Source organism: Microbacterium gilvum, from assembly GCF_039543865.1.
GTDB lineage: Bacteria > Actinomycetota > Actinomycetes > Actinomycetales > Microbacteriaceae > Microbacterium > Microbacterium gilvum.
In genome coordinates this window covers 46486-69191 of the sequence record NZ_BAABKO010000002.1, presented here as the reverse complement: position 1 = coordinate 69191, position 22706 = coordinate 46486, and the positions used below count along the sequence as shown (strand labels likewise).

Below are 22706 nucleotides of genomic sequence, written 5' to 3'. Positions count from 1 at the left end.
GCCGCGCCCGGATCCGGGCGCGGAAGGGGCGGAAACGCGCCCGGCGGCATAGCGTTGAGGCATGGCATCAACCGAGTCGTCCGAAACGCCCGTCGCGGCGGAGGTCGAGAGCACCCCCGTCTTCGCCGATCTGGGGCTCGGCGACGCCGTCCTGCGCGCCCTGAAGGACGTCGGCTACGAGACGCCCTCGGCCATCCAGGCCCAGACCATCCCCCTCCTCCTCGGCGGGCGCGACGTCCTCGGCGTCGCGCAGACGGGCACGGGCAAGACCGCGGCGTTCGCGCTGCCCATCCTCGACCAGCTCGACACCTCGGCGAAGACGCCGCAGGCGCTCGTGCTCGCCCCCACGCGCGAGCTCGCCCTGCAGGTGTGCGAGGCGTTCGAGAAGTACGCGGCGCGCATGAAGGGCGTGCACGTGCTGCCCGTCTACGGCGGGCAGGGCTACGGCACGCAGCTGTCGGCTCTGCGCCGCGGCGTCAACATCGTCGTCGGGACGCCCGGCCGCGTCATGGACCATCTCGACAAGGGCACCCTCGACCTGTCGGACCTGAAGTTCCTCGTGCTCGACGAGGCCGACGAGATGCTCAAGATGGGCTTCGCGGAGGACGTCGAGACGATCCTCGCCGACACCCCCGACGACAAGCAGGTCGCGCTCTTCTCGGCGACGATGCCCGCGCAGATCCGCCGCATCTCGCAGCAGCACCTGCACGATCCCGAGGAGATCACGGTCAAGAGCAAGACGACCACCTCGGCCAACATCACGCAGCGGTACCTCATGGTGTCGTACCCGCAGAAGGTCGACGCGCTCACGCGCATCCTCGAGGTCGAGAACTTCGACGGGATGATCGTCTTCGTCCGCACGAAGAGCGAGACCGAGACGCTCGCCGAGAAGCTGCGGGCGCGCGGGTACACCGCCGCGGCCATCAGCGGCGACATCGCGCAGGCGCAGCGCGAGCGCACGGTCGAGCAGCTGAAGTCGGGGAGGCTCGACATCCTCGTCGCGACCGACGTCGCCGCGCGCGGCCTCGATGTCGAGCGCATCACGCACGTCGTGAACTACGACATCCCCATCGACACGGAGTCGTACGTCCACCGCATCGGCCGGACGGGCCGCGCCGGACGCACGGGCGACGCGATCAGCTTCGTCACGCCGCGCGAGCGCCGGCTGCTGACGGCCATCGAGCGCGCGACGCGCCAGCCGCTCACGGAGATGCAGATCCCCACCGCAGAGGACGTCAACGTCACGCGCCTCAGCCGCTTCGACGACGCGATCACGGCCGCGCTCGCCGACCAGGAGCGCATCGCCGAGTTCCGCGACATCATCGCGCACTACGTCGCGCACCATGACGTCGTCGAGAGCGATGTCGCCGCTGCGCTCGCGATCGTGTCTCAGGGCGAGACGCCGCTGCTCCTGCCACCCGACCCGCCCCGGCGCGAGCGCCCGGCGCGTGCGCCGCGCGAGGACCGCGACGACCGCGGCGACCGCGGGCCCCGTGAGGAGCGCGGGCCCCGCCCCGGCCTGTCGCCATACCGCATCGAGGTCGGCAAGCGGCAGCGTGTCGAGCCCCGCCAGATCGTCGGAGCACTCGCCAACGAGGGCGGGCTGCGCCGTGACGACTTCGGGCGCATCGACATCCGCCCCGACTTCTCGATCGTCGAGCTGCCGTCGGACCTCTCCCCGGAGACGCTCGACCGCCTGTCGGGCACCCGCATCAGCGGGCAGCTCATCGACATCAAGCCCGACTCGCGGCCGTTCCGCGCGACGGGCGGCCCGCGCGGCGGCGGCCGGTTCGACCGCGACGGCGGGCGCGGAGGCTTCCGCGACGACCGCGGAGGGCGCGGCGGGTTCCGCGACGACCGCGGCGGCGGTCGCGGGGGCTATCGAGGCGACCGGGATGGCGGCCGCGGCGACGCGCGCGACGGCGACCGGGGCGGCTACCGCGGCGACGACCGTCCGCCGCGCAAGCCCCGCCACTGACGGGAGCGCCGCGACGGGCGCATGTCGGCCATCCGTGATTCGATGAGCGGGATGGCCGACGACGCGCTCCGAGACGATGCCGCCGTGACGACGGCGGGCTGGGCGGGCTTCGCGGTCGGCACGATCGTCGGCACCGCCCTGCTGTGGGGCGTCGCTCGCCCGCTCGCGGGCGAGGGGTCGATCGGGGTGCCGGCCGCGGTCGTCGTGGCGGTGCTGGCGGCCGTCGCCTTCGCCGTGAGCACCGTGCGCCACCGCCACGCCGAGACCGTGCCGATGCCCGGATGGCAGGCGGCCATGTCGAGGCTGTCCGACGTCTGCGTCGGCCTCGCCACGGCGGGCGTGAGCGCGCTCGGCGTGCTGTGCGCGGGCGAGGTGCTCGCCGCCGGGCTCGACGGGCTCGAGGTGCCCGCGGTCGGCGGCGGGCTGCTGACGGGCATCGCCTCGGCGGCGGCGGGCTCTGGGGCCTACGCGCTCGGGATGCGGCTGCGCACGCGCGACCTCGTGGCGCTGCTCTTCGCGTTCGTCGTCGCCGGCACGCTGTTCTCGATGCTCACCGCGACCGACCCGCGGTGGTGGGAGCGCAACTTCTCGCAGCTCGGCGCTGGCGACAGCGCCTGGGCGTTCAACGGCACGCTCGTCATCGCCGGATTGCTACTCGCGACGCTGGGCTCGTACGTCGGCCGCGACCTGCACCGCCTCCTCGGCGACGATGCGATCGGCCGCATCGGATGGGTCGTCGTGCTCTTCGCTCTCGCCGGCCTGGCGCTCGCGGGCGTCGGAGCCTTCCCCCTCCATCGCGCCGAGGCCGCGCACAACGTCTGCGCATTCGCCGCGCTCGGCCTCCTCGCCGTCGTCGCGGTCGCGACCACGGCGATCGTGCCCGGGCGCCCCCGATCGCTCAGGTGGACGACGGCCGGCGTCGCCGTCGGGCTCGCGGGTGCTGTCCTGCTGTGGCGTCCGCTCGCGATCTACTCGGCCACGGCGCTCGAGGCGGTCGCCGCGGGGCTCGCGCTCGTGTGGCTCTCGAGCCTGCTGCGCACGCTCGCGGCGCTCGCGCCAGACGAGGCGAGGCCATCCGGCAGGGCGCACCTTCGCGCTCGGTGACGTGCTCCGTCGGATGGCTCCCCGGTGTGGCGCCGGCCGCCGCCGTCGCTCTGGTGACGGCGGCTCCGGGTCAGACGACCCGTGCGGCGATGTCGGTGCGGTGCTGGGAGCCCTCGAGACGGATGGCCGCCACGCCGCGGTAGGCGCGATCGCGCGCCTCGGCGAAATCGGCGCCCGTCGCCACGACGTTCAGCACACGGCCGCCCGTCGCGACGAGTCCGCCATCCGCCTCCTTCGTCGCGGCGTGCGCGACGTGCACGCCGTCGATCGCGTCGGCATCGTCGACGCCGTCGACGATGCGGCCCGTGACGGGCGCCTCGGGGTAGCCCTCGCTCGCGACGACGACCGTGACGGCGACGTCGGAGGAGAACCGCGGCGCGCCCTCGTCCTCGAGCGTGCCGGTCGCGGCGGCGAGGAGCAGTCGCGACAGCGGCGTCTCGAGGCGCGGCAGCACGACCTGCGTCTCGGGGTCGCCGAAGCGCGCGTTGAACTCGATGACCCGCACGCCGGCGTCGGTGAGGATGAGGCCCGCGTAGAGCAGGCCGATGAACGGCGTGCCCTCGCTGTCGAGCTGTCGGACGACGGGCAGGGCGACCTCGTCGGTCACCTGCGCGACGAACGCCGCCTCGTCGCCGAAGCGCTCCGCGAGCCACGGCAGGGGCGAGTAGGCGCCCATGCCGCCGGTGTTGGGACCGGCATCGCCGTCGAGCGCGCGCTTGAAGTCCTGTGCGGGGCTGAGCGCGCGCACGGTGTCGCCGTCGCTGAGGAAGAAGAGCGAGACCTCGGGTCCCGACAGGAACTCCTCGACGAGCACGGGGCCCGTGGGGAGGTACTCCGCGGCGTGGTCGAGGGCTGCCTGGCGGTCCGGCGTGACGATGACGCCCTTGCCCGCGGCGAGCCCGTCGGCCTTGACGACGTGCGGTGCGCCGAACGCGTCGAGCGCCGCCGCGACCTCGTCGAGCGTCGCGGCGTTCGTCGCGCGGCCCGTCGGGACGCCCGCCTCCTCCATGATGCGCTTCGCGAACGCCTTCGAGCCCTCGAGCGCCGCGGCCGCACGGCCCGGGCCGAACACGGGGATGCCGTGGGCGCGGAGCACGTCGGCGACGCCCGCCACGAGCGGCGCCTCTGGCCCCACGACGACGAGGTTCACGCCGTGCGCGTTGGCGAACGACGTCACGGCCGCACCGTCGAGCATGTCGACGTCGACGATCTCGGCGTCGCGCGCGATGCCCGCGTTGCCGGGCGCAGCCAGCAGCTCGTGACCGCCCTCCGAGCGCAGGGCGAGGATGATGGCGTGCTCGCGCGCGCCCGAGCCGAGGACGAGGATCTTCACGCCCCCGAGCCTACCGACGGGCCCGCCCGCGGGAAAACGCCGCCTATGTGAGCGGCCGACTACCGTGGACAGGGCGGCGCAGAGGCCGCCCGCACGACAGGAGGCTGGCGGATGGCCCGCAGGATCGACACGGGGGACGGCCGCGCGGCCATCGACGCGGCTCGCGCGGCGCTCGCCGCGGGGGAGAAGCCCGCGCGGACCGCGCTCGCGACCGCCGTCCGCTATCTCCTGCAGCTCCTCGAGGAGCGCGCGCCCGGCGGGAGCGTGGAGGTGCGGGTGCCGCCGTTCGGCGCCGTCCAGGTCATCGAGGGTCCGCGGCACACGCGCGGGACTCCGCCGAACGTGGTCGAGATCGAGCCCGCCGTCTGGATCGCGCTGGCCACGGGCGAGCGCGGGTGGGACGAGGAGCTCGCCGCCGGCCGAATCGCGGCGTCGGGGGTGCGGGCGGACATCTCGCCGCTGCTCCCCGTGCTGTTCTGAGGCGGCGCATGGGAGACGGTTCCCAGGAACGCGGTGGGACAATAGAGGCCATGTCCGAGACCCCTGCACCGCGCACGGAAGTCGACGTCGCGAAGGTGCGCCGCGCTCCGAAGTACGGCGTCTTCGCCGCGCTCGGGGCCGCCGTCGGTCTCGTCGCGACGCTCATCCTCGCCACCGTGTTCGACGGCACGTCGGAGGCGAGCCCCTTCACCGAGGTGGTGTACTCGCCGTCGCAGGCGTTCGGCTTCATCCTCCTCTGGTGCGTGCCGGCGGGCATCCTGCTCGGCATGCTCGTCGCCCTCGTCCTGGACTGGACGATCGGCCGCCGCACGCGCGATGTGCGCGTCGCGCACGAGTCGGTCGACGAGGTCTGAATCCGGGCGCGTCGCGCGGCCGGTATCCTTGTCCAGTGGTCTTCGATCCCACCCCTGAATCCCCCCGCTCCTCCTACGCCGAAGCCGGCGTCGACACGGCTGCCGGCGATCTCGCCGTCGAGCTGATGAAGTCGTCGGTGCGCGCGACGCACGGCCCCGAGGTGCTCGGAGGCGTCGGCGGCTTCGCCGGCCTCTTCGACGCCGCCGCGCTGCGCGACTACCGCCGTCCGCTCCTCGCGACGAGCACCGACGGCGTGGGCACCAAGGTGGCCATCGCGCAGGCGATCGACAAGCACGACACCATCGGCCAGGACCTGGTCGGCATGGTCGTCGACGACATCGTCGTGGTCGGCGCCCGCCCGCTCTTCATGACCGACTACATCGCGTGCGGCAAGGTCTTCCCGCAGCGCATCGCCGACATCGTGCGCGGCATCGCCGATGCGTGCGCCGCGACGGGCACCGCGCTCGTCGGCGGCGAGACCGCGGAGCACCCCGGGCTCCTCGGCGTCGACGACTACGACGTCGCGGGAGCCGCGACGGGCGTCGTGGAGGCCGACCGCGTCCTGGGCGCCGAGCGCGTCCGCGACGGCGACGTCGTGCTCGCCCTCGCCTCGAGCGGGCTGCATTCCAACGGCTACTCGCTCGTGCGGCACATCCTCTCCGGTGCGGGCATCGGCTACGGCGACCGCTCCGACGACCTCGGCACGACGTGGGGCGAGGCGCTCCTCGAGCCCACGCGCCTCTACACGTCGCCGCTGCTGCGCCTCATCGACGCGCTGGGCGACGACGTCCACTCGCTCAGCCACGTGACGGGCGGCGGCATCGCCGCGAACCTCGCACGCGTGCTTCCGCAGGGCACCTGGGCCGAGGTCGACCGCTCGACGTGGTCGCCGTCGGCCGTGTTCCGCGTGCTGAGCGGCATCGCCGGCTCGTCGCTCGAGTCGAGCGAGGGCACCTGGAACCTCGGCATCGGGTTCCTCGCGGTCATCGCGCCCGAGCGCGTCGACGCGGCCGTCGCCGCCCTGGCGGCAGACGGCATCCACGCCTGGCAGGCGGGCACCGTGCACACGGGCGCCGCGCCGGCCGGGGAATTCGAGCAGGGCGCCAAGGGGGTCGACGGCGGCGCCGTCCGCCTCGTCGGCGCGTACGCGGACGGAGCGAAGTAACACCCCATGTGCGGCATCGTCGGAGTGGTCGGTCGCGGCCCCGTCAACCAGGACATCTACGACGCACTCCTCCTCCTGCAGCACCGCGGGCAGGACGCCACGGGCATCGCCACGGCGGAGCCGAACGGCGTCATGCACATGAGCAAGTCGCGCGGGATGGTCCGCGAGGGCTTCCGTACGCGCGACATGCGCGCGCTGCTCGGCAACGTCGGCCTCGGCCACGTGCGCTACGCGACGAAGGGCACCGCCTCGAGCGAGGAGGAGGCCCAGCCGTTCTACGTGAACGCGCCGTACGGCCTCATCCTCATCCACAACGGCAACCTCACGAACACCCGCGAGCTCACGCAGGACATGGCGCAGCGTGACCGGCGGCACCTCAACTCGTCGAGCGATACCGAGCTGCTGCTCAACGTGCTCGCGGGAGAGCTGCAGGCGACGACCTCGCCCGTCGACCTCGACCCCGAGCGCATCTTCGAGGCGGTCGCGCGCACGCACCGCCGTATCGAGGGCGCCTACGCGGTCATCTCGGTGATCGCCGGCTACGGCCTGCTCGCGTTCCGCGACCCGTTCGGCATCCGCCCCCTCATCCTGGGGCGCCGCACCGCCGAGGACGGCAAGGACGAGTGGGTCGTCGCGAGCGAGTCGCTCGTGCTCGAGAACGCCGACTACGAGGTCGTCCGCGACATCGAGCCGGGCGAGGCCGTGTTCATCACGGACGAGGGCGAGCTGTTCTCGAAGCAGTGCGCCGACGCCCCGCAGCTCTCGCCGTGCTCGTTCGAGTACGTCTACCTCGCCCGCCCCGACTCGATCATGAACGGCATCTCGGTGTACGAGGCGCGCCTGCGGATGGGGGCGAAGCTGGCCGCGACCATCGCGAAGCACGTGCCGCTCGACGAGATCGACGTCGTCATGCCCATCCCCGACTCGTCGCGACCCGCGGCCATGGAGGTCGCGCGCGTCCTCGGCATCGAGTACCGCGAGGGTTTCTACAAGAACCACTACATCGGCCGCACGTTCATCATGCCGGGCCAGGCGGTGCGCAAGAAGAGCGTGCGCCAGAAGCTCAACGCGATGTCGAGCGAGTTCCGCGGCAAGAACGTGCTGCTCATCGACGACTCGATCGTGCGCGGTACGACGAGCAAGCAGATCATCGAGATGGCCCGCGACGCCGGCGCCAAGTCGGTGACGTTCGCCTCGGCGGCGCCGCCCGTGCGCTACCCCCACGTGTACGGCATCAACATGCCGTCGAGCAAGGAGCTCATCGCCCACGGGCGGACGATCCCCGAGATCGCGGAGGCGCTCGGCTGCGACCACCTCGTCTACCAGGAGGTCGACGACCTGCGCGATGCCATCGTCGAGGGGGCGACGGGCGGTCAGGCCTTCGCCGACCTCGACATGAGCTGCTTCGACGGGCGCTACGTCACGGGCACCGTCAGCGAGGAGTACCTCGGCTGGGTGGAGCAGACGCAGGGATCCTGACCGTTTCCGATCGTTTCGCGCGGATGGCCGTGGGCGCGGCCCCGGCCATCCGGTTGAATCGATCGCATGAGTGCGCGTTGGGATTTCTCACCCTGGCTCTTCGGCTCCGAGGCGGGCCCTGACGACGTCGCCCGGCAGGCCGAGCGCCACGCCGAGCTGCGGGCGCGCGCGGACCACGCGCTCGGCGAGTCCGTGTACATCGCGGAGTCGGCCAACGTCGACACCGATGCCCTCGCGCTCGGCGCGCACACGACGGTCGCCGCCGGTGCGTACCTGACCGGCGACCTCCGGTTCGGCGAGCACTGCACGGTCAACGCCTACACGGTCGTGCGCGGCCGGGTCGCTGCGGGCGACGGGGTGCGCATCGGCGCGCACACGTCGATCCTCGGGTTCAACCACACCATGAGCGATCCCGACCTGCCTGTCCATCGGCAGCCGCTGGAGACGCAGGGGATCGACATCGGCGACGACGTGTGGATCGGCTCGCATGTCGTCGTGCTCGATGGCGTGACGGTGGGCGATCAGGCCGTTCTCGCCGCGGGGGCCGTGGTCACGAAGGACGTGCCGGCTGGCGCGATCGTGGGAGGCAACCCCGCGAAGCTCATCCGCTGGCGCGTGCCGCCCAGGGCGGGCACGGCCTCGCCGCTCGGCGCGCGCCTCGCCGCGTACGCCGACCGTGCGCGCGACCAGGCCGGCGACGTGCTGGCGCGCGCGTGGGATGCCGCCCGCGGCCTGTTCGCCGACGCGCCGGGAGACGCGCCGACGGTGCGCGCGCAGTGCGATGCGGTGGAGGTCGCCGACGTGCTCCTCGGGTCGGCGCCTCCGCAGACGCCGCGCGACGAGGTCGTCGCGCGGCTGCGGGGATGGCAGGATCCGGCGACAGGGCTCGTCGGAGCGCTCGATGCGGGCGGCGTGCCGCGTCAGCCTGCGGGTTTCGACGATCCCGACGCGGCCTACCACGTCCTGAGCGTCGGGTACGCGCTCGACCTGCTCGGGAGCGGCTTCGCCGCACCGCTGCGGATGGTCACGGAGACGACTCCCGAGCGTCTGACGGCCCTGCTCGACGGTCTGCCGTGGCGGGGCGGAGCATGGCACGCCGGACATTTCGCCGACGCGATCGGCACGGCACTGCACTGGTCGCGCCGACGCGGCGACGCCATCCCCGCCGGTGTCGAGGAGGCGTTCTTCGGATGGCTGCTGCGGCGGGTCTCACCGTGGACGGGGATGTGGGGCGAGCCGGGCGACGCCGACGGCGTGCTCCAGATCGTGAACGGCTTCTACCGTGCATCGCGGGGCAGCTTCGCCCAGTTCTCCGTTCCCCTTCCGTACCCCGACCGCGTCGTCGACACCGTGCTGCGGCATGCCGAGGACGAGAGGTTCTTCTCGGCGGGCGCGCTCAACGCGTGCAATGTGCTCGACGTCGCGCATCCGCTCTGGCTCGCCCGGCGATCGGGGTACCGGTCGGGCGAGATCGCGGTCGTCGCGGAGCGGCTGCTCGATCACGCGCTCGGCGCCTGGAACGACGGTGCCGGCCACGGCTTCCGGGTGGGATGGCCCGCGCGGACCGCGCGCGACGCGACGCCGGGGCTGCAGGGCACCGAGATGTGGCTGTCGATCGTGTGGCTCCTCGCCGACCTGCTCGGCGCGAGCGGCGAGCTCGGCTACACGCCCCGGGGTGTCCACCGGCCCGTCAGGGCGGGGTGAGGCAGCCGCCCACCACCGCCGAGCGGCTGTACAGCCCGGGCCACCGGACACAACGCAGGAGATCCACGTCGCCGCAGGGCGCGGCGGCCCGGGATCCCGCGGGCCGGGCCTCTGTGCACGCCCGCTTCTCCTGCGGTCTGTTCGCCGGGGAGCGCCGCTGGCCGCCTCGACGCCGCACTCTGCACCATATAGTGACACATGAGTGTTCTATAGTGACATCCATGTCCACGTCCCTCACACACGCCCTCGCCGAGGCCGTGAGAAGCGCGCGCACGGCCGACGGCATCTCGGTCGCCGCGCTCGCGGAGACGTCGGGCGTCTCGCGCGCCATGATCGCGAAGATCGAGCGCGCGGAGGCGCAGCCGACCGCGGCGCTGCTCGCGAAGCTCTCGGGGGCGCTCGGGCTCACGCTCTCCGAGCTCATCGCCCGCGCCGAGGCCGACGGCGGGCGCGTCGCGCGTCGCGCCGACCAGCCGGTCTGGACCGATCCCGACAGCGGGTACACCCGGCGCGCCGTGTCGCCGCCCGTCGCAGGCGGGATCGAACTGGTCGAGGTGGAGCTCCCGCCCGGCGTCGCGGTCGGCTTCCCCGCCGAGGCCTACCGGTTCCTCGACGAGCAGATCTGGGTGCTCGCCGGCCGGCTCCGGCTCCACGAGGGCGACGACGCCGTCGATCTCGACGCGGGCGACTGCGTGCAGCTCACGTCGGCCGCGCCCTGCACGTTCGAGAACGCTGGCGCGGCGCCGTCCCGCTATGTCGTCGCCCTCCGCAAGACCGCCCGTGCGTTCTGATCTGCACCCCCGTGCCCGCCCCCGCACAGAGAGCCCCGCCATGACCATTCGAGACGCCCGCCCGGGCGACGCCCAGCGCATCGCCGAGATCTACAACCACGCCGTCGCGCACACGACGGCGATCTGGAACGACGAGCTCGTGTCGGTCGAGAACCGCGCCGCGTGGATCGCGCAGCGTCAGGGCGACGGATTCCCCGTGATCGTCGTCGCCGACGACCTCGATGAGGCCGTCGGCTACGCGACCTACGGCCCGTGGCGGCCGCACGACGGCTACCGCCACACCGTCGAGCACTCCGTCTACGTGCGGGGAGATCAGCGCGGCCGAGGTCTCGGGCGGGCGCTCATGGAGGCGCTCATCGCGCGAGGCCGCGCTCAGCGCATGCACGTCATGATCGCCGCGGTCGAGTCGTCGAACGCTGCATCAATCGGCCTGCACGAGCGGCTCGGCTTCGAGAACACCGGCACGCTCCACCAGGTGGGCGAGAAGTTCGGCGGATGGCTCGACCTCACGTTCCTGCAGCTCGTGCTCGACGACCGCGCGACACCGGCCGGCTGAGCGTCGTCCGGCGCCCGCGCTGCGCCCTCCCGGGTCAGCGCCAGTCGTCGACGAGCCCGAGTGCGTGCAGCTCCTCCGCGACGATCCCGGCATAGACGCCCGCGCCGTACTCCGAGGTGTGCGTGCGGTCGCCGTTGACGCGGATGAGGTAGATCGGCTCGGAGTCGGTCTGTCCGAGGCCCTCGACGAGCGCCTCGCTGCGTGCGGTGAGGTCGATGAGCGGTGCGTCCTTCTCAGCCGCCACGGCGCGCATCTCTGCGGGGAGGTCGGCGAGGCCCGTCACGATGAGGCCCGTCGAGTTCAGCTGCCCGTCGCTGCCGAAGCGGTGCCGCACGATCGGCGTGACGAGCACGGCTGTCGCACCCCGCGCGCGGACGCGGTCGATCATGGTGCCGAGGTTCGCGCGATAGTCCTCGGCGATCGTCGTCTTGTCGTTGTGGGCGAGCTGGATGAGCACCACGTCGCCGCGGTCGAGCTGCGGCACGAGCGCGTCGAACATCTCAGGCTTCGCGAGCTGCGAGACGGTGCTCTCGCCCGATCCGGAGTGGTTCACGACGCTCACCCCGCGGTCGAAGAACGCGGGGAGCCGTTGCCCCCAGCCCGCGTACGGCGCGCCCTCCTGATCGGTCACGGTGGAGTCTCCGACGAGTGCGACGAGCTGCGTGCGGCGGTTCGCCGGGGTGATGCGGATGCTCTCGACCTGCGGGGTTGCGCCCGCGAACGTGAGCGTGAGGCCCGCCGCTCCCGTACCGGCCGGCTGGTTCTGCTGTCCCTCGGGGTCGCGGACGTTCACGGTGAAGGAGCGGCGCTCGAACGCCCCCGCGTCGGTCGCGACGGCGTCGAGCATGAGACGACGCGCCTCGGCCTGCACCTCGGTCTCGCCGGCGGCTGCGGCGTCGCCGAGGACGACCGACACGTCGTAGTGACCCGTGGGCAGGTCGGGGAAGACGCACACCACAGGGGAGGCGCCCGTGCAGACGGCGGCGAGTTCCGAGGCGTCGTACTCGCCGAAGGAGGGATGCGCGCTTGCCGACTGCGGGGCGAGCGCGAGGGCGCCGGCGAGCGCGGCGCCGATGGCGAGCGCTCCGGAGCGGCGAGGGCGGATGGTCGTGCGGGGCATGATGACGTCGTCGTCCTTTCCATGAGCCGACGCGTCGGTGCGCCGGCGGTGGGGCCAGTGTGGCGACCCGCCGGCGGGGTCTGCGGGGATCGGACAAATCCGGGCAGGCGGATGGCCGACGCCGGGGATCGCTGGCCGTTTATGTCCGAATCCGCGCGCCTCGAGGCCCCGCCTCGCCAGACTGGCCGACTGACCCGATGTCCCGCGAACGAAGGAGTTCCCCGTGGTCGAAGTGAGTCGTCGAAGCGTGCTGCAGGGCGCGGTCGCGGCCGGCGTGATCCCGTCCGTGCTGGGCGGGAGCCCGGCACAGGCGGCCGATGCCGTGACGAGCGCGTCGGGCATCCGCCAGAGCCTCGCGCCGACCGGGCACGGGGCCGTGCCTCTCCGCTGGCTCGAGGACGCACCGCGCACCCTCGCCGGGACGACCTTCGGGGTGCCCTGGCCGAAGGGAGCCCTCCCGGGCGATCAGACGTTCGCCCTGACAGCGGGCGACGGCACGGCCATCCCCGTGCAGACGTGGCCGACCGCGTGGTGGCCGGACGGATCGCTCAAGTGGTCGGCGCACGCCGTGAGCGGCTCGGCGCCGATCTCGGCGGACTACCGCATCGAGCCGGGGGCTGCCGAAGCCCCGCCCGTGGCGGTCTCGGTCTCCGCGTCGAACGGCGCCGTCGTCGTCGACACGGGCGTCGTCGTCGTGACCTTCCCCCGCAAGGGCTCGGCCGTCGTCGAGAAGATCGAGCGCGCCGGCGTCGTCATCGCCCGCGCGGGCACCCTCGTGGCGTCGACGCAGAGCGCCCCCAGCTCGGACGCCCCCGAGGAGGTCAAGACCAAGCGATACCAGAGCACGGTGAAGTCCGTGATCGTCGAACAGAACGGCCCCGTACGCGCCGTCGTGAAGGTCGAGGGAAAGCACCGTCAGGGCAAGCGCGAATGGCTGCCCTTCACGCTGCGGTTCTCGCTCTTCGCAGGGTCGGACGCCATCCGCCTCGTGCACACGTTCATCTTCGACGGGGACGAGACGACCGACTTCCTCAACGGGCTCGGCGTCGAGTTCGCGGTGCCGATGCGAGGCGAGCTCCACGACCGCCACATCCGCCTCGCCGGATCGGGCGGCGGCGTGCTCGGCGAGGCCGTCCGACCTGTCACGGGCCTGCGGCGCGATCCGGGCGCCGCCGTCCGCGCGGCGCAGATCGCCGGTCAGGCGCTGCCCGACCCGGCGACGTGGGATCAGCGGGTCACGAGCCGGCTCCACTGGATCCCGGCATGGGGTGACTTCCGGCTCACGCAGCTCAACGCGCACGGCTTCGAGATCGTCAAGCGCACGGGCGCCGGCGCGTCCTGGATCCGCTCCGACGGCGGCGACCGCGCGGCCGGCCTCGGCTACGTCGGCTCGCCGACGGGCGGCCTGGCGTTCGGCATGAAGGACTTCTGGCAGCTCCATCCGACCGAGCTCGAGATCTCGGGCGCCACAGAGGACGAAGCCACCGCACGGGTGTGGATGTGGTCGCCGCGGGCAGGCTCGATGGACCTGCGGTTCTACCACGACGGGCTCGGGCAGGACACCTACGCCGAGCAGCTCGACGCCCTCGAGATCACCTACGAGGACTACGAGCCCGGCTTCGCCACCCCCTACGGCGTCGCGCGGACGACCGAGCTGACGTTCTGGGCGCTCGCCGCGACCCCTACGAACGAGTCGTTCTCCGCTCTCGCGGGCGCGGGCGCGCTGCCGCCGCTGCTGCGCGCCGAGCCCGCGCACCTCCACTCCGCGGGCGTGTTCGGCTCGTGGGCACCCGTCGACCGCTCGACAGCGGCCCGCACGCGCATCGAGGACCGCCTCGACGCGATCATGGCCTATCACCGCGGACAGGTCGACCAGCGCTCCTGGTACGGGTTCTGGGACTACGGCGACATCATGCACGAGTACGACGGCGACCGGCACGTGTGGCGCTACGACATCGGCGGGTACGCGTGGGACAACTCCGAGCTCTCCACCGATCTGTGGATCTGGTACCACTACCTCCGCACGGGCGACGCGGCGACCTACCGGTTCGCCGAGGCGATGACGCGCCACACGGGCGAGGTCGACCAGTACCACCTGGGCGACTGGGCGGGGCTCGGCACGCGGCACGGCGTGCAGCACTGGGGCGACAGTGCCAAGCAGGTGCGCATCAGCAACGCCAACTACCGGAGGTTCCACTACTTCCTCACGGGCGACGAGCGGGCGGGAGATCTGCTGCACTCGCTCATCGTCAGCGACAAGACGTTCCTGCTGCTCGACCCGGGTCGCAAGGTCGACCCCGGCGGCGCGTGGCCGCCTCCCGCCAATGCCGTGCCGGTCGGCACGACGACCGACTGGGGCGCGCTCGCAGGCGCCTGGCTCACGGAGTGGGAGCGCGGCGGCGACCCGATCGCGAAGACGAAGCTCGTGAACGGACTCACCTCGATCGCGGCGCTGCCGAACGGGTGGGCGCAGGGCGGCGCGATCACGTATGACCTGGCCGACGGCACGTTCACGGGCCCGACCGAGAAGCAGGTGTCCGTCGGATCGCTGAGCTCGGTGTTCGGGCTCATCGAGGTGATGACCGAGGCCGTCGAGCTCGTCGACGACGACGCCGTGCGGGAGAAGTGGCTCGAGTTCTGCCGCCTGTACAACAGCACCAGCGCCGAGCAGAAGGCGGCGACGGGAGCGTCGTGGGGCAGCCTCAACCTCAAGCAGTCGTACTCTCGGGCGAGCGCCTACGCGGCCGCCCAGCTCGACGATCCCGTGCTGGCGACCCGCGCCTGGACGGAGTTCAAGACGGGCCACGCGGGCTACGCCGACTCGAAGGACTTCGGCACGACGCGGATCGAGGGGCCCGCGGTCCTGAACCCCGTCGACCAGGGCGGCTTCTCGGCGAACGCGAGCGCGCAGTACGGCCTCGCGGCCATCCAGTGCCTCGCTCTCATCGGCGACAGCCTGACGTGAGCCGATGAGCGCGATCTCGCGTCGCGGACTCTTCACGTCCCTCGTGTCGGCGGGCGCCTCCGCCGCCACGAGGGTCGCGCCGCGGCTGGGTCTCGACGTGCGCACGCTCTTCCTCGCGGGCGACGCGACCTCCGCGTCGTCGGCCGTGCGCCCCTTCGCGGGCTGGGGGATGGCCCTGCCCTGGCACGCGACGCCGCACCTGCGCGTCGAGAACCACGCAGCGGACGGCTGCAGCTCGCGGTCGTTCCTCGACGAGGGGAGGCTCGAGGCGCTCCTGCGCCGCGTGCGCCCGGGCGACATCGTGCTCGCGCAGTTCGGGCACGAAGACGAGCGCTCCGACCATCCCGACCGGTACACCGAGCCGTGGACGGGCTACCGGCGATCGCTCGCGCGCTTCGTCGACGCCGCCCGCGAACGCGGCGCGACGACCGTGCTCGCGACGCCGGTGGAACGGCGGCGCTTCACGAGCTCGGGCGACGCGTACGAGAGCCACGGCGAGTACCCCGCCGCGATGCGCGCGCTCGCCGCGTCGATGCGGGTGCCGCTCGTCGACGTGCAGGCCGAGAGCCTGGCGCTCTGGCAGCGCCTCGGCCCCGAGGCGACCAAGACGCTCTTCGTCTCGTCGCCCGGCCGACGCGACCACGCGCACCTGCACGCGCACGGCGCCGCGGCGATCGCGCGGATCGTCGCGGCGGGGCTGCTCGCGCGCGGCGCGGTCGAGCCGCACGAGGTGCGCCGGCTCGACGAGGTGACACCGCTGAGCGCGTTCGCCTGGAGAGCGAGCGCGGCCTGACTCACGCGGCCAGCGAGGATGGACGCATGGACAACCTCGCCCGCATGCGCTCAGGGCGCATCTACGACCCGAATGCCGCCGAGCTCATCGCCGAGCAGACCGCCGCGCTGGAGAAGCTCTACGACTTCAACGCGACGCGGCCGTCGGAGGGCGCGCGTCGGGCCGAGCTGCTGCGCGAGATGCTCGCCGCGGTGGGCGACGACTGCTACATCGAGCCCCCGTTCCACGCGAACTGGGGCGGCCGCAACGTCCACTTCGGCGAGGGCGTGTACGCCAACTTCAACCTCACGCTGGTCGACGACACCGACATCCACGTCGGCGACCGCGTAATGTTCGGCCCCAACGTGACGGTGTCGACGGCGGGTCATCCCATCCAGCCCGCCCTGCGCGAGCGCGCCGCGCAGTTCAACCTGCCCGTCCGCATCGGCCGCAACGTGTGGATCGGGGCGGGTGCGCTCATCATGCCGGGCGTCGAGATCGGCGAGAACAGCGTGATCGGCGCGGGCAGCGTCGTCACGCGCGACATCCCCGCGAATGTCGTCGCCGTCGGCACGCCGTGCCGGGTCGTACGCGAGATCGGCGCGCACGACGATCGCTTCTACTGGCGCGACCGCGAGGTCGACGTCGCGATCGTCGACGGAAGGCTCGCGCCGGTCGACTGATCTGCCGGGCGCCTGATGATCCGCATAGGATCGGGATCGATCCCGATCCAGGAGGACGACATGGTCGATGAAGCTCCCGCGCAGCTCACGCTCGCCGATATCGCACGCCTCGCCGGCGTCAGCAGGTCCGCGGCGTCGCGGGCGCTCGACGTGAGAGCGCCCGTACGCGGGCCCGGCGCCGACCGAGTCCGCGAGATCGCCGCACGGCACGGATACGTGCCGAACGCCGCCGCCGCCAATCTCCGGCTGAAGCGGACCGGACTCGTCGCGGTCGTCGTCCCGAGGCTCACGGACACCGTGATGGCGATGCTCTACGAGTCCATCGTCACGGCGGCAGCGGAGCGCGGCTATCAGGCGACCGTGATGACGACCGACGACGACCCTCGGAAGGAGGTCGAGCGCGGAAGGGCGCTCCTGAAGCAGCGAGTCGACGGATTCATCCTGACGACGGCGCGAACCGACGGCGCCGACCCCTTCCTCCTCGAGCTGAAGGAGCGCAGGATCCCCTTCTCGCTCGCGCTCCGCGAGGACGGCGAGAGTATGGCCGCGGTCATCGACGATGAACTCGGCGGAAGGCTCGCGGTCGAGCACCTGCTCGCCAATGGGCACCGGCGGATCGCCTTCATCGGCGGCCCCGCGTACGCATCCACCTCGCAGGGGCGCGAACGCGGATACCGGCGCGCGATGGCGGACGCCGGCATCGACATCCTCGCGGGCTACGTGCGCCACTCGGATTTCAGCGTGGAGTCGGGCTACGCCATCGCGCAGGAGCTCATCGCGCTCGCGGCGGTGCCGACAGCGGTCTTCACTGCCAACGACAGCCTCGCACTGGGGGTGATGACCGCCGCGCAGCGCGCGGGGATCGCCGTTCCCGACGGCCTGTCGATCGTCGGCTACAACGACACGCCGCTTGCGCCGCATCTCGCGAAGCCGCTCACGAGCGTCGCCGTGCCCTTCCCGATCATCGCTGAGCGCGCCCTCGGAATCCTCCTGGATGGCGGCGGGCCCGCCCCTGAGCCGGCCGCGCCGCATCTCGTCGTGCGCGGCTCGGTGGCGAGTCTGATCTGACGACCTCGCTTGCGCGAGCGGGATCGATCCCGATAGTGTGATCGCAGCTTCCACAATGGTGTGCGAAAGGATGCGAAGATGCTTGCCAAATCAGATCAAATGGCCCGACGCCATCGAGCCGACACGAATCGGGATCGATTCCGGTTCTCGATGGCGGGTTGTGCAGTGGCGGTCGCTGTCGTGGCGCTGACCGGGTGCGGCACGGCTGCGGGCGACGAGGACGGGTTCACCCTCGCTCTCGTCGAGCCCGACCTCACGACGGTGCCGCTCATGGAAGCCGCCGATCGGATCGCGGACGACGGCTTCGCGACGGAGATCGTCGAGCTCGCCGAACCCGAGCTCGCGATCGAAGGGCTGGCGAAGGGCGACTACGCGATCTCGGCAGAGGCCACGAGCCCCGCCTTGATCGCCATCCAGCAGGGGGCGCCCATCCGCATCGTCGCCGACGTGATCGGCAACCAGTGGGGGATGTACGGGCGCGACGGAGTGACTGCCTGCGACGACCTCGTCGACAAGCCGGTCGGGATCTTCAGCGAGGGCGCCGTGGCGACAGCCATGGTGCGCGACTGGGTGAGCCGCGAATGCGCCGGCGGCGAGCCGGAGTACCTCGTGATCGGCGGATCGGATGTCCGCGCGCAGGCGCTTCTGGGTGGGCAGATCGACGCCACGGCGCTCGAGATCGCTGATGTCGTGACGCTGCGCGAGACGTCGGGATCCGAGTTCGAGACCGTGGTCGACTTCGCACAGGAGCTGCCTGACCTGCACCCGCAGACCGTCTACGCCAACGCGGAGTTCCTCGACGACCAAGGCGATGCGGCCGCCGCGTTCCTCGCGGCGCTCGTCGAGGTCCACGAGGAGATCAACGCGGACCCGTCGGTGCTCGTCGACCTCGCGGAGAAGCATCTCGGGTCGGAGGCCGACGACACCCTGGCAGCCGTCGCACAGGCGTACGTCGACGCGGGGCTCTTCGATGCGGCCGGCCTGACGGAATCGAACGTCCAGTCGACGATCGACTTCTTCGAGAGCGCGGGCGTCATCGATCACCTGGACGCGGCCGACGTCGCCGACCTGAGCCTGCTGCCATGACCTCCGCGCCCACCGTCTCGGCACGGGCATGGAGGCGCCCGACCTGGATCCGCATCCTCGACTCCGATCGCAGCTACCAGATCCTCACCTTCGTGCTGTTCGCTGTCGCGTGGCAGATCTACGGCACGTTCTGGGGCGGCCTGCTCGTGCCGACGTTCACGGAGACGGTCGCCGCCTTCGGCCGGCTCGTCGTCGATCCGGCGTTCTGGGATGCGTTCTGGGTGAGCAATCAGGCGCTTTTCCTCGGGTTCGCGTGCGCCGTGATCATCGGCGTGCCGGTCGGAGTGCTCCTCGGCCGCTTCCGGCTCCTCGAACGGGTCACGGATGTCTACCTGAACATCCTGCTCGTGACGCCGATGGCGGCCATCATCCCGCTTCTCGTCATGTCGGTGGGATTCGGGCTGCTCTCCCGCGTCATCCTCGTCACGCTGTTCGCCGTCGTCATGGTGATCGTGAACGTGCGTGCGGGGGTCCGGCAGGTCGATCCCTCGCTCATCCAGATGGCGCGCTTCTTCGGCGCGAGCGAGGCCCAGATCTGGCGGGATGTCCTCATCCCCGGTGCGCTTCCGGCGATCATGACCGGCATCCGCCTCGGTCTCGGGCGGGCGGTGACCGGAATGGTGATCGTCGAGCTCCTCATGGTCTCCCTCGCGCTCGGAGGCCTCATCCTCGAGTACCGCGGCCTCTTCAACGGCCCCGCGCTGTACGCCGTCATCGTCGCCATCCTCCTGGAGGCGCTCCTCCTCATCTCCCTCGCCCAGTGGTTCGAGCGCATCGTCGCGCCGTGGGCGGTCGTCAACACGAAGAAGGCACGTTCATGATCGAGATCACGGGTCTCACGAAGACGTTCACCGGCCAGGACGGCGCTCCCGTCCGCGCACTCGGGGGCGTCGACCTCACCATCCGCGACAACGAGTTCCTCACGGTCCTCGGGCCCAGCGGATGCGGCAAGACCACGATGCTGAAGATGATCGCGGGACTGCAGTCCTGGGACAGCGGCGAGATCAGCATCGACGGCCGGCCCGTCCGCGGCCCCGGGCCCGACCGCAGCATGGTGTTCCAGAACTTCGCGCTGCTGCCTTGGGCGACCGTTCTCGACAACGTCGCCTTCGGTCTCAAGCTCAGAGGTGTCGGCAACGCCGAGCGATCCGCCCGCGCTCGCGAGCTCATCGCGAAGGTGGGGCTGGAGGGCTTCGAGTCGAAGCGGCCCGGGGAGCTCTCGGGAGGTATGCAGCAGCGCGTCGGGATCGCGAGGGCGCTGGCGGTCGAGCCGCAGGTGCTCCTCATGGACGAGCCGTTCGGAGCCGTGGACGAGCAGACGCGTCGTCTCCTGCAGGAGGAGCTCCTCGGCATCTGGGAGGCGAACCGGCTCACCGTCGTGTTCATCACGCACTCCATGGAGGAAGCCGTCCTCCTCGGCGACCGGGTGGTGCTCATGAGCGCTCGCCCCGGGCAGATCGCCGAGATCGTGGATGTGCCGCTCGAACGCCCTCGCTCCTCCGACATCGGCAGCCTCGAGCGCTCCGCCGATTACGCGGAGATCACCGCCCACCTGTGGGACCGCCTGCGCGACATGCACGATGAGCACCGCGCCGGGCGCGCGGAGGAGCGCAGGGCCGCCGGATGAGCACCATGACGCACACACGATCGCACCCCGTCGCCGGCACGCTGCGTCCGAGGCTGCGGGTCAGCCGCATCCCGGTGAGCGTCCTGTCCCTGGCCGTCGGAGCCGTGCTGTGGGAGATCGTCGGGCGGATCGCGGACGTGCCGTTCTTCCCTCCGCTGAGCACGGTGCTCGGCAGCTTGGGCGACATGATCGCATCCGGGCAGATCATCGGGAACCTGCTGGTGAGCGTCGGCAACCTGCTGCTCGGATTCGGCGTCTCGCTCGTCGTGGGCGTCGTGGTCGGCACGGCCATGGGCCGCTACCGCCGGATCAACGCCGCCCTCGGCGTCTACGTCTACGCGCTGCTCACGGCGCCGTCTCTCGTCTTCGCGCCGATCTTCTTCTCGATCTTCGGCGCAGGGCAGGGCGCGATCGTCGCGGTGATCTTCATGTACTCCGCGTTCATCATGATCATCAACACCGCGTCGGCCGTCGAGAATGTCTCGCCCGCCCTCTCGGAGATGGGGCGTTCGTTCGGAGCGAGCGAATGGCAGCTCGTCACGCGGGTGGTGCTGCCCGCGGCGCTCCCCATGATGTTCGCGGGCATCCGGCTCGGCGTGGGGCGTGCCGTCACGGGGATGATCAACGGAGAGATGTTCATCTCCGTGGTCGGTCTTGGGCGGATCGTCACGCAAGCCGGCAAGAGCTTCGACGGCGCAGCCGTCTTGGCCATCCTCATCGTCATCATCCTCGTCGCGCTGGGGGCGGTCGCGCTCGTCCAGTTCGTCGACAACCGGCTCACGAGCTGGGTCCCCTCCACGAGCAAGGAAGCCCGATGAAGATCGACGCGTTCAGCCACATCCTCCCCCGACGGTACTTCGACGTCATGCAGCAGCACGTCGCAGACCCGCGGGCCCTCAAGCGGTGGCTCGACCTGCCCGCTCTCCACGACCTGGACGCCCGACTGCGCATGATGGAGGAGTTCGGCGACGACTACCAGCAGGTGCTCACCCTCTCGTCTCCGCCCATCGAGCTCCTCGCAGGGCCCGATGTCTCGCCGCGGCTCGCGCGACTCGCGAACGAGAGCATGAAGGAGATCGTCGATGCGCACCCCGAGCGCTTCCCCGGGTTCGTCGCGTCGCTGCCGATGAACGCGCCCGACGAGTCGCTCGCAGAGCTCGCCTACGCGATCGACGAGCTGGGCGCGATCGGCGTGCAGGTCTTCACGAACGTGAACGGCATCCCGCTCGACCATCCGCAGTTCGAGCCGATCTTCGCCGAGATGGCGCGCCGCGACCTGCCCATCTGGATGCATCCGACGCGCAATGCGCACTCATCCGACTACCGTACGGAGGAGCGCAGCGAGTACGAGGTGTGGTGGGCGCTGGGCTGGCCCTACGAGACGAGCGTGGCGATGTCCCGACTCGTGTTCAGCGGGCTCATGGAGCGGTGCAAGGGAGTGAAGATCATCACCCACCACATGGGTGCGATGATCCCCTACCTCGAGGGACGCATCCGCCTGGGATGGTCGGATCAGTTCGGCAGCAGAACCCACGGCGCCTCGGCCGATGAAATCCTGGGCCGCCTCGACGGGGAGCCGATCGAGTACTTCCGCTCGTTCTACGCCGACACCGCACTGTCCGGCTCGTCGATCGGGACGAAGTGCGGGCTCGAGTTCTTCGGCGTCGAGCAGACGCTCTTCGCGAGCGACTGCCCCTTCGATCCAGAGGGCGGACCGATGTACATCCGGGAGATGATCGGGGTGATCGACGGGCTCGAGCTCACGCCCGCCGAGCGGGAGCAGATCTACGCCGGGAATCTGCGGCGCATCGCGCCTCTCCCGGTCTCGGTCGGCAGGGCCTGAGGCCGACGGAGCGGGATGGCGTGCTCACCGCCGCCATCCCGCGCCGTCGCGCTCGTACACGAGCTGCGCGTGCACGCGATCGTGGCTCGCCTGGAAGAAGCTCGCCCGGTCGGGGCGGATGGCCCACACCTGCCAGTCGCGGTCGACGTCGGCGCCGGCAGTCGGGCGGGCGAGCCAGTCGGAGGCCGACTCGGCGGCAGAGAGCGCGACCGCCGTGCCGGTCAGCTCGATCTGCCGCCCGAGCCCCGGCCAGAAGGCGTGCATGCCGACAGGGCGCCCCGCCGCGAGATGCCCGCCCTTGCGCGAGCTGCGTCGGCTCGCGACGTGCACACCCCGCTCGTCGACGTCCTTCACGACGAGCGTGCGGCTCGCGGGGGCCCCGTCCTCATCGAGCGTGGTGAGCGTGAACGCGTGCGGTGCGCGCTCGCCGGATGCGATGGCGTCGTCGAGCCACGCACGCAGCAGATCGAGCGGATCGGACGGCGCCGCGGCGAGGTCGAAGCCGGGCAGATCGTCGGGGAACGGCGGCAGGGCCCTGAGGCGGTCGCGCAGGTCGCTCATGCGACCAGGCTAGGCC

At 71.6% G+C, this 22706-nt stretch carries 20 protein-coding genes and 1 pseudogene; 18 read left to right on the top strand and 3 right to left on the bottom strand.

The genetic code is table 11. The features are described from left to right. Positions 1–61 precede the first annotated feature (61 nt). Positions 62–1978 (top strand): DEAD/DEAH box helicase, encoded by a 1917-nt coding sequence (locus ABD998_RS06150; protein ID WP_345437087.1) that lies wholly within the window; start codon positions 62–64, stop codon positions 1976–1978. Between the two features lie 51 nt (positions 1979–2029). Beyond that, a complete protein-coding gene (locus tag ABD998_RS06145; protein ID WP_345437085.1) occupies positions 2030–3082 on the top strand; it encodes a DUF998 domain-containing protein in 1053 nt (350 codons plus the stop codon). Between the two features lie 70 nt (positions 3083–3152). Here the strand turns inward: ABD998_RS06145 and purD are convergent, their stop codons facing one another. Next, entirely contained in the window at positions 3153–4415 is a 1263-nt protein-coding gene (gene purD / locus ABD998_RS06140) for a phosphoribosylamine--glycine ligase (RefSeq protein ID WP_345437083.1), read from the bottom strand. A 111-nt stretch (positions 4416–4526) separates the two neighbouring features. On the opposite strand from purD, the gene ABD998_RS06135 reads away from it, so the two are divergent. The 7 genes and pseudogenes from ABD998_RS06135 to ABD998_RS06105 all read left to right on the top strand — a co-directional run bounded on the left by ABD998_RS06135 (position 4527) and on the right by ABD998_RS06105 (position 10965). Continuing rightward, positions 4527–4895, top strand: a complete 369-nt coding sequence (locus ABD998_RS06135; RefSeq protein WP_345437081.1) for a sterol carrier family protein — start codon at positions 4527–4529, stop codon at positions 4893–4895. Between the two features lie 50 nt (positions 4896–4945). After that, the gene (locus ABD998_RS06130) at positions 4946–5269 is read left to right on the top strand and encodes a potassium transporter Trk (RefSeq protein ID WP_345437079.1); all 324 of its coding nucleotides are present in this window, start codon (positions 4946–4948) and stop codon (positions 5267–5269) included. A gap of 35 nt (positions 5270–5304) precedes the next feature. Then, positions 5305–6435 carry a phosphoribosylformylglycinamidine cyclo-ligase gene (gene purM, locus ABD998_RS06125; RefSeq protein ID WP_345437077.1) on the top strand — a complete coding sequence of 377 codons (1131 nt, stop codon included), beginning with the start codon at positions 5305–5307 and terminating at the stop codon, positions 6433–6435. A 6-nt stretch (positions 6436–6441) separates the two neighbouring features. Beyond that, a complete protein-coding gene (gene purF, locus ABD998_RS06120; RefSeq protein WP_345437074.1) occupies positions 6442–7914 on the top strand; it encodes an amidophosphoribosyltransferase in 1473 nt (490 codons plus the stop codon). Between the two features lie 459 nt (positions 7915–8373). Further along, positions 8374–8529, top strand: a pseudogene (locus tag ABD998_RS17790) (DapH/DapD/GlmU-related protein); the annotation flags it as partial. 1310 nt (positions 8530–9839) lie between these two features. Further along, complete coding sequence (locus ABD998_RS06110) at positions 9840–10409, top strand: helix-turn-helix domain-containing protein (protein ID WP_345437070.1); 570 nt, start codon at positions 9840–9842, stop codon at positions 10407–10409. 40 nt (positions 10410–10449) lie between these two features. After that, a complete protein-coding gene (locus ABD998_RS06105; RefSeq protein WP_345437068.1) occupies positions 10450–10965 on the top strand; it encodes a GNAT family N-acetyltransferase in 516 nt (171 codons plus the stop codon). Positions 10966–10999: 34 nt separating this feature from the next. Here ABD998_RS06105 and ABD998_RS06100 read toward each other — a convergent pair whose 3' ends face one another. Then, positions 11000–12085 carry a rhamnogalacturonan acetylesterase gene (locus tag ABD998_RS06100; protein WP_345437066.1) on the bottom strand — a complete coding sequence of 362 codons (1086 nt, stop codon included), beginning with the start codon at positions 12083–12085 and terminating at the stop codon, positions 11000–11002. A 223-nt stretch (positions 12086–12308) separates the two neighbouring features. On the opposite strand from ABD998_RS06100, the gene ABD998_RS06095 reads away from it, so the two are divergent. The 9 genes from ABD998_RS06095 to ABD998_RS06055 all read left to right on the top strand — a co-directional run bounded on the left by ABD998_RS06095 (position 12309) and on the right by ABD998_RS06055 (position 22129). Continuing rightward, positions 12309–15050 (top strand): exo-rhamnogalacturonan lyase family protein, encoded by a 2742-nt coding sequence (locus ABD998_RS06095; protein WP_345437064.1) that lies wholly within the window; start codon positions 12309–12311, stop codon positions 15048–15050. A 4-nt stretch (positions 15051–15054) separates the two neighbouring features. Continuing rightward, a complete protein-coding gene (locus ABD998_RS06090) occupies positions 15055–15843 on the top strand; it encodes a rhamnogalacturonan acetylesterase (protein ID WP_345437062.1) in 789 nt (262 codons plus the stop codon). 26 nt (positions 15844–15869) lie between these two features. Further along, the gene (locus ABD998_RS06085) at positions 15870–16505 is read left to right on the top strand and encodes a sugar O-acetyltransferase (protein WP_345437060.1); all 636 of its coding nucleotides are present in this window, start codon (positions 15870–15872) and stop codon (positions 16503–16505) included. 60 nt (positions 16506–16565) lie between these two features. Then, positions 16566–17573, top strand: a complete 1008-nt coding sequence (locus ABD998_RS06080) for a LacI family DNA-binding transcriptional regulator (RefSeq protein ID WP_345437058.1) — start codon at positions 16566–16568, stop codon at positions 17571–17573. Positions 17574–17738: 165 nt separating this feature from the next. Continuing rightward, positions 17739–18659 carry an ABC transporter substrate-binding protein gene (locus ABD998_RS06075; RefSeq protein WP_345437056.1) on the top strand — a complete coding sequence of 307 codons (921 nt, stop codon included), beginning with the start codon at positions 17739–17741 and terminating at the stop codon, positions 18657–18659. Next, the gene (locus tag ABD998_RS06070; RefSeq protein ID WP_345437054.1) at positions 18656–19480 is read left to right on the top strand and encodes an ABC transporter permease; all 825 of its coding nucleotides are present in this window, start codon (positions 18656–18658) and stop codon (positions 19478–19480) included. The genes ABD998_RS06075 and ABD998_RS06070 overlap by 4 nt, the downstream gene beginning before the upstream one ends. Further along, positions 19477–20286, top strand: coding sequence for an ABC transporter ATP-binding protein (locus tag ABD998_RS06065; RefSeq protein ID WP_345437052.1), 810 nt, complete (start codon positions 19477–19479; stop codon positions 20284–20286). The genes ABD998_RS06070 and ABD998_RS06065 overlap by 4 nt, the downstream gene beginning before the upstream one ends. Before the next feature lie 5 nt (positions 20287–20291). Next, positions 20292–21104 (top strand): ABC transporter permease, encoded by an 813-nt coding sequence (locus tag ABD998_RS06060; protein WP_345437050.1) that lies wholly within the window; start codon positions 20292–20294, stop codon positions 21102–21104. After that, positions 21101–22129, top strand: coding sequence for an amidohydrolase family protein (locus ABD998_RS06055; protein WP_345437048.1), 1029 nt, complete (start codon positions 21101–21103; stop codon positions 22127–22129). The genes ABD998_RS06060 and ABD998_RS06055 overlap by 4 nt, the downstream gene beginning before the upstream one ends. 24 nt (positions 22130–22153) lie before the next feature. On the opposite strand, the gene ABD998_RS06050 is transcribed toward ABD998_RS06055, so the two are convergent. Then, the gene (locus ABD998_RS06050) at positions 22154–22690 is read right to left on the bottom strand and encodes a pyridoxamine 5'-phosphate oxidase family protein (RefSeq protein ID WP_345437046.1); all 537 of its coding nucleotides are present in this window, start codon (positions 22688–22690) and stop codon (positions 22154–22156) included. Between the last annotated feature and the right edge of the window lie 16 nt (positions 22691–22706).